Below are 7,106 nucleotides of genomic sequence, written 5' to 3'. Positions count from 1 at the left end.
TCAACCGCTGTGCGGGGCGTGTCGGCTGTTACCAACGTCCCGGGACATCACACCTAGGCCGTTAAGCAATGCGCTGACCGGCACGACTTCGGTGTAGGTGCGGCGGTGTGCGCACCCGCATGCGCGTCAGCGCGGGCGCCGGGGGCGTGCGGGGCATCCCCGATGCCTGCTGACCCGTCAACACTACCCAATGTGACCGTTCCGCAACACAGGGCTGCGGTTTTTCGGTAGCGTCTGTGGTTCCAGGTTGGGGGGACCATGGACCAGAAAAAGCAACCGACCATACGCAAGCAGCTCACCCGCATCGTGCTGGTCCCCAGCATCAGTTTCCTGGTGCTGTGGACGGTGATGGCCGCGGCCGAAACGTTCCAGGCAGGCTCGCTGCTCCTGTCGATCATCAACGGCCGCGACGGCATCGCGGCCTACGACCGCCTTGCCGACGACCTCCGCGCCGAGCGCCGGCTCACCCAGATCCACCTCGGCGACCCCGGCGACCAGCAGGCACGCGCGGCACTCGACGACCAGCGCGAGCACACCGATGCCGCGGCCCGCCGCGCCGCCGACTTCGCCTCGGTCGTGGGCGCAGGCCCCGGGCGCGAACCGCTGCCCGGCACCCGCGCCTTCGCGGCCGATAGCGACCGCCTGGCCGAACTGCGCGCGGATGTCGACCGCACCGCCGACGGCGGCGCCGACCGCACCATCACGCTCACCTCCTACAGCGACCTCATCGGCGAGACCTCCGAGACCATCGGTGCGCTGCTGCGCCCGCTGGAACGCGGCGCGAGCCTGCCCGAGGCCGCGCTGGCGCGCCGGCTGGCCACCGCGCACGAGGAGTTCGCCCAATCCGACGCGCTGCTCGCCGGCACCATCGCCGCCGGCGGGATGACCTACCAGGAGACCGCGCACTTCACCTACCTCACCGCTTCCTACCGCGACACCCTCGCCGACACCGCCAACGAACTCAGCGGTGCCACCCAGCGCCGCCACGACTCACTCGTCGCCTCCGGCCCTTGGACCACGGCCGAGCGGCTCAGCCGCTCCGTGGTCACCCGCCCGCCGCTGGCCGACGACACCACGTCCGGCGGGTCGGCCGCCTGGAACACCGAAATCGGCGTGACCGCCGACGAATGGAACAAGGCCGCCACAGCGGCCGAACCCGCCATGGCGAAACTGGTCGCCGGCCAGGTCGACCGGACCGTCGACACCGCCTGGGACTCGGCCGTGAACCGGCTGGCCGCCGGCGCCATCGGCAGCCTTATCTCGCTGGTGGCCGGAACCGCGGCCATCATCGCGGCGCTGCGCTCCTTGGGCCGGCTCACCGCGCGGCTGCGGCGGCTGCGCGACGACGCGCTCGCCCTGGCCGAAACCCGGCTGCCCGCCATGTCAACGCACGCCCGCGAAGGGCGGCGCGTCGACGTCACCGCCGAACTTCCGCGCCTCGACTACGGCGGCGACGAACTCGGCCAGGTCGCCGCCGCGTTCAACACCGCCCAGCGCACGGCCGCCAGCGCAGCCGTCAAAGAAGCCGAGATCCGGCGCGGCGCCAACCGGGTGTTCCTGGGTATCGCATACCGCAACCAGGCGCTGGTCCAGCGCCAGTTGAGTGTCCTGGACGAAATCGAGGCCGACGAGGAGGACCCCCGCGCGCTGCGCCGCCTGTTCAGCCTGGACCACCTGGCCACCCGCGCCCGCCGCTACGCCGACAACCTCATCATCCTCAGCGGCGCCGGCTCCGCCCGGCGTTGGCGCGAGTCCCTGCCGCTGGCCGACGTGTTGCGCGGCGCCATCACCGAGACCGAAGACTACGAGCGTGTCCGGTTGACCTCGGCCCCCCGCGCCCGGCTCAGCGGAGCCGCGGTTGCCGACATCGTGCACCTGCTCGCCGAGCTGATCGAGAACGCCACCCAGTTCTCCCCGAACACCAGCTCGGTCGACGTCAACTGCGGCAAGGTCAGCGGCGGCGTCGCCGTCGAGGTCGAAGACCGCGGTCTGGGGCTGACCGACGAGGGCTACACCGACGCCGCCCGCGTACTGGGCGAGCCGCCGGAGTTCGACGTCATGGCGCTGCCCGAGGAACCCCGCCTCGGGCTGTTCGTGGTGGCGCGCCTGGCGGCCCGCCACGGCGTGGCCGTTCGGCTGCGGCCCTCGCCCTACGGCGGCACCAGCGCCACCGCGGTCATCCCCGACACCCTGCTGGAGTGGGCGCCGGATCAGGCCCCGCCGCCGCCCGCACTGGTCGACAACCGTTCCGGCACCCGGACCCAGGACGGCGATCGCGATGGCCGGCGCTAGCGGCCCGGCCGGGGGCGGCCCAGGGCGGCTCGTGCGGCCCTTCGCCATCGGCATCGACGGAGCGCCCGCCACCGGCGGGCTAGACCTGCTCACCCGCGTCGTCGCGCGCCGCGATCCCGGCCCCGACCACCAGCTGCGCCCCGAACGCGAGTCGCTGCTGCGGCTGGCGACCACTCCGCAGACCGTCGCCGAGCTCGCCGCGCTGCTGGGGCTGCCGCTGAGCGTGGCAAAGCTGCTCATTGCCGACATGGTCGAGGCCGGCGACCTCGCCATGTGTACCGCCGCCCCCCAGCTCAGCAGCGATGACGTGCTGCAACTGCTGCTGGACGGACTGCGGGCCCTGTGATCTGCACCGCGGTCCGCACCGCGGTGCTGCTCCGACCGCCGAATCGCCGGGCGCAGGCAACGCATGCGGGGGAGGCCACCGGGCGCCGCCGACCGGATTGCTAGGTTGCGCTGATGAGCATCGAACGCATCGGTATCGTCGGTGGCGGAATCATCGGGCTCGCGCTGGCCAGGTGGATCACGCTGAACCGACCCGGCTCCCGCGTCACCGTCCTGGAGAAGGAAGATGCGGTCGGCCGCCACCAGACGGGCCACAACAGCGGGGTCGTGCACGCCGGGCTGTACTACCGGCCCGGTTCGCTCAAGGCACTGCTGTGCAGGCGCGGCACCACGCTGCTGCGCGACTACTGCGCCGAGCGCGCCCTGCCCTACGAGCAGGTCGGCAAGGTCCTGGTCGCCCGCGACGCGGCCGACGCCGCCCGCCTGGACGACATCGAGCGCCGCGCGGAGTCCAACGGGGTCCCCGGGGTCACCCGGCTGGGCCCCGACGGGCTGCGGGAAATCGAGCCGCATGTCAGTGGAGTGGCGGGGTTGCACTCGCCCACAACCGCCATCACCGACTTCATCGCGGTGGCCGAGGCCCTGGCCGACGACGTGCGCCGCGCCGGCGGCACCATCGTGCTGGGCGCACCTGTGATCGCGCTGCGCCAGGACACCGACACCGCCGAGGTGCTGACCGGCGACCCCCGGGGCGAGCGGGTGCGGCGCAGCTTCGACTCGGTGATCATCTGCGGCGGTCTGCACAGCGACCGCCTCGCCCGCATGGCGGGCGCCCCGGCGAACCCGCGCATCGTGCCCTTCCGCGGGCATTACCACGAACTCGCGCCCGGCCGCCAGCACCTGGTGCGCGGGCTCATCTACCCCGTCCCGGATCCGCAATACCCGTTCCTCGGCGTGCACCTGACCCGGCACGTGCACGGCGAGGTCATGGCCGGTCCCAACGCGATCCTGGCCACGGCCCGCGAAGGCTACCGGATGGGCGATGTGCTGCCCCGGGACCTCGCCGACACCGTTGCCTACCCCGGATTCTGGCGGCTCGCCCGCCGCCACTGGGCCATGGGGGCGCGGGAGATGGCGGTATCGGCTTCCACCGCGGTCTTCGCCCGCCAGGCCCGCCGGCTCGTCCCCGAGCTCACCAGTGCCGATCTGCGGCCGGCCCCGGCGGGTGTGCGCGCCCAGGCGCTCACCGCCAAGGGCGAGTTGCTGGACGACTTCGCGGTGGACACCCACGGCCGGGTGGCCTGCGTGCGCAACGCGCCCTCGCCGGCGGCGACGTCGTCGCTGGCCATCGCCGAACACCTGGGCGAGAAGGTGCTCTTCAACTGAGCGGGACGGGCACGGTGCCGGCCCCCGGGGTCGGCACCGTGCCCGCGGCCGGGCCGCGGCGGCGCTGGTCAGCAGGCCGAGGCCAGCAGGTCCTCCAGCGCCGCGACCTCTGCGGAATCGGCGCTGAGGTCCCACTCGTACTTCACGTTGATCCAGCTCTTGGCGTAGTCGCAGTGCACGGCGGTGCGCTCGGGCATCCACTCGGCGGGATCGTCGGCGCCCTTGGAGCTGTTGCTGGAGGCGCTGACGGCCCAGAGCTGCGGCGTCGACAGGTCGTTGGCGAAGCTTTCGCGCCGGGAGGTCGACCAGGTATCGGCGCCCGAATCCCAGGCCTCGGCGAGCGCGACCATGTGGTCGACGCTGACCTCGGAGGGGTCGGAGGTGCTGAAGTCGTCGTAAGGGCTGCTCCAGCTGCCGGATTCCGGGTAGCAGTCGGCGCCGACCTCGACACCGGTGCCGTCGCGGCGCAACACCATCTCGCGGGCGTTGCAGTTGCCTTCGACAGCCGACCAGTGCGGGAACAGGTCGCGGTCGTAGTCGGCGTCCGACCCGTCGGCCTCGACCGTGAGGTCCGCCAATTGAGACCGCGCCTCCGCCAGGCTGGGCGGCGCGGGCGGGTCGGCGGATGCGGGCGCGCAGGCGATGGACAGCAGGGTGGCGGCCAGGGCGGTTGTGGCCGCAGCGGCGATCGGCAGACGCACAAGTGCGGGCATCAGGTCTCCAAATGGCTGAGCGGGGGCGTTTGGGACACCATGAGGCTGACTCACCGGAGGCGAGCGGCGAAACACGCCGCATGTGAACAAACGCTTACTCCGGATGACCGGAACCCGGATCCCGGGCCCGCCGAGGGCGGCGGAAATCGGCGGGCGCCTGCTCGGCGCAGCGGATACGGTAGAAGAAGTCCACCCGCAAACCTTGCGGCAGCCCTGTGCCTTGCCGGCGCGGCGGCGCCGCCACCGACGGAAAGACGACCGTGACCGACATCATCGACGAACTCGAATGGCGCGGACTCCTCGCGCAGACCACCGACCTTGACGAACTCCGCAAGGCACTCGCCGATGGCCCGATCACCGTCTATTGCGGCTTCGACCCCACAGCGGGCAGCCTGCACGTCGGCCACCTCACCCAGATCCTCACCCTGGCCCGGTTCCAGCGGGCCGGGCACCGGCCTATCGCGCTCGTCGGCGGGGGTACCGGTCTCATCGGCGACCCCAAGCCCAACGCCGAGCGCACGCTGAATTCCGCGGACATCGTCGAGGGGTGGGTGGGCATCCTCGGCCGCCAACTGGCGGCGTTCCTGCGTTTCACCCCCGAGGACGGTGCGGCACAGGACACCGATGCGCTGATGGTCGACAACGGCGAGTGGCTGCGCTCGATGAGCGCCATCGACCTGCTGCGCGACGTCGGCAAGCACTTCAGCATCAACCAGATGCTCGCCCGCGAGACCGTCCGCAGCCGCCTCGACGGCGAGGGGATGAGCTACACCGAGTTCAGCTACGTGCTGCTGCAGTCCTACGACTACGTTGAGCTCTACCGCCGCCACGGCTGCACGCTGCAGATCGGCGGCAGCGACCAGTGGGGCAACATCACCGCGGGGCTCGACCTCATCCGCCGCGTCGACGGCAACGAGCCGCACGGGGCGGCCCACGGGCTGACCACGAACCTGCTGACCAAGAGCGACGGCAGCAAGTTCGGCAAGACCGAGTCCGGAACGGTGTGGCTCGACAGCGAGCTGACCAGCCCGTACGCCTTCTACCAGTTCTGGTTCAACGCCGACGACCGCGATGTGTTGCGGTACCTGCGAGTGTTCAGCTTCCGCAGCCGGGACGAGATCGACGACCTGCAGCGCCAGACCGAGGAACGCCCCGCGGCCCGCGCCGCCCAGCGCGCGCTGGCCGAGGAGCTGACCACGCTGGTACACGGCGCCGACGAGTGCAGCAAGGTCGTCGAAGCCAGCCGCGCCCTTTTCGGGCAGGGCGATCTCGCGGCCCTGGACTCGCGGACGCTGGGTGCCGCACTCGCCGAGGTCCCCACGGCCGAACCGGCGGGCTCGGCAGCGGACCTGCCTCCGCTGGTCGACCTGTTCGTCGGGTCGGGCCTGGTCACGAGCAAGTCGGCGGCCCGGCGCGCGATCCAGGAGGGCGGGGCCTATCTGAACAACACCAAGGTCACCGACGTCGATACCCGAGTGGGCGCGGGCGACCTGCTGCACGGCCGCTACCTGGTGCTGCGCAGGGGCAAGCGCAACGTCGGCGGGGTCGTCCTCGGCGTGGCATGAGCGCCGCGAGCCGAGGGCGGCGGCGGCCGAACGGGCGGGGCGGGGCCCATCTGCGCTCCGCCCCGCCCGTCTTTCCCGCACGCCGGTGCCGGGCCGGGCGATCATCTGCCCGGGACGGGGTGTTTAGCCCCGTCGGCCGGGGGGCAGGAACGTGGGTGCAACAACAGGACTTGACTCACCGCGCGGCCGCGCTGACCAGCCGATGGCCAGACCACGATCCGCGCAGGCACCCAGCCGGCTCCGTTCCGCCCTCCCGCGCTCCGGCCATATGCCGGCGACAATCCGGAGACCACCGAGCGATTTGACGGTTGCGTGCGCAGAACCTATCGTAGGCAGGTCGCTGCGGGTCGGCGAACGACCGCTAAGGCGTGCACACGGACCGCACTCGACAACCTCGGAGCACAAGGCGCGCTTGGATGCTGTGCCTGGTAAACTCTGCTGAACCGGATCGGCTTTATTGCCGGGCCGTATGAATGGACCACTTCTTCAACAGCCGCCAATTTGGCAGCCCGCTGAAAAGCTGGTAAATTCAAAACATAAGCGAAACCGCGGGGCAACGCAAAAGGCCTTTCGGTTTAGCCGGGAAAATGCCCGTCTCTTGGGAAGAGCTTGAGCGGGTCCGCCACCGGGCGGGCCGGAGCTTGTACCGGATGAACGGTTGCTTCTTGAGAACTCAACAGCGCGTGTTTATTCTTTGTGCCATGTTTGTTTTGGCCCCGAGGAACCACACCCTCCGGTTTTCCGGGGGAACCATGGTGGTTCCGGGGTTCCTTTGATGGGCCCGGAGTTCGCCCGCACGGCCATCGCCGGCCGGTGCGGGTTTTTGCCGGGCCGCGGTCAGGGTTGATCAGACCTTTAATGGAGA

At 71.0% G+C, this 7,106-nt stretch carries 5 protein-coding genes; 4 read left to right on the top strand and 1 reads right to left on the bottom strand.

Features of this window, described 5'->3' with window-relative positions:
- Positions 1-258: 258 nt before the first annotated feature.
- The 3 genes from ACYVD5_RS11995 (at position 259) to lhgO (ending at position 3,963) form a co-directional block, all read left to right on the top strand.
- A complete protein-coding gene (locus ACYVD5_RS11995) occupies positions 259-2,292 on the top strand; it encodes a sensor histidine kinase (protein ID WP_461001069.1) in 2,034 nt (677 codons plus the stop codon).
- Positions 2,279-2,638 (top strand): DUF742 domain-containing protein, encoded by a 360-nt coding sequence (locus tag ACYVD5_RS11990; RefSeq protein WP_461001068.1) that lies wholly within the window; start codon positions 2,279-2,281, stop codon positions 2,636-2,638. The genes ACYVD5_RS11995 and ACYVD5_RS11990 overlap by 14 nt, the downstream gene beginning before the upstream one ends.
- Positions 2,639-2,748: 110 nt before the next feature.
- Entirely contained in the window at positions 2,749-3,963 is a 1,215-nt protein-coding gene (gene lhgO / locus ACYVD5_RS11985) for an L-2-hydroxyglutarate oxidase (RefSeq protein WP_461001070.1), read from the top strand.
- Between the two features lie 68 nt (positions 3,964-4,031).
- On the opposite strand, the gene ACYVD5_RS11980 is transcribed toward lhgO, so the two are convergent.
- The gene (locus ACYVD5_RS11980) at positions 4,032-4,676 is read right to left on the bottom strand and encodes a GmrSD restriction endonuclease domain-containing protein (RefSeq protein WP_461001067.1); all 645 of its coding nucleotides are present in this window, start codon (positions 4,674-4,676) and stop codon (positions 4,032-4,034) included.
- A 260-nt stretch (positions 4,677-4,936) separates the two neighbouring features.
- Between ACYVD5_RS11980 and tyrS the strand changes: the two genes are divergently transcribed.
- On the top strand, positions 4,937-6,241 hold the full coding sequence (gene tyrS, locus ACYVD5_RS11975) for a tyrosine--tRNA ligase (RefSeq protein WP_461001066.1): 1,305 nt from the start codon (positions 4,937-4,939) through the stop codon (positions 6,239-6,241).
- Positions 6,242-7,106: the final 865 nt, after the last annotated feature.

It is taken from the genome of Streptomonospora sediminis, assembly GCF_054778995.1.
This window is presented reverse-complemented; position numbering and strand designations above follow the sequence as displayed.

Excerpts from the sequence above, each read along its gene's own strand:
- ACYVD5_RS11995 (WP_461001069.1), top strand. The coding sequence starts at position 259 with ATGGACCAGAAAAAGCAACCGACCATACGCAAGCAGCTCACCCGCATC.
- ACYVD5_RS11990 (WP_461001068.1), top strand. The coding sequence starts at position 2,279 with ATGGCCGGCGCTAGCGGCCCGGCCGGGGGCGGCCCAGGGCGGCTCGTG.
- ACYVD5_RS11980 (WP_461001067.1), bottom strand. The coding sequence starts at position 4,676 with ATGCCCGCACTTGTGCGTCTGCCGATCGCCGCTGCGGCCACAACCGCC.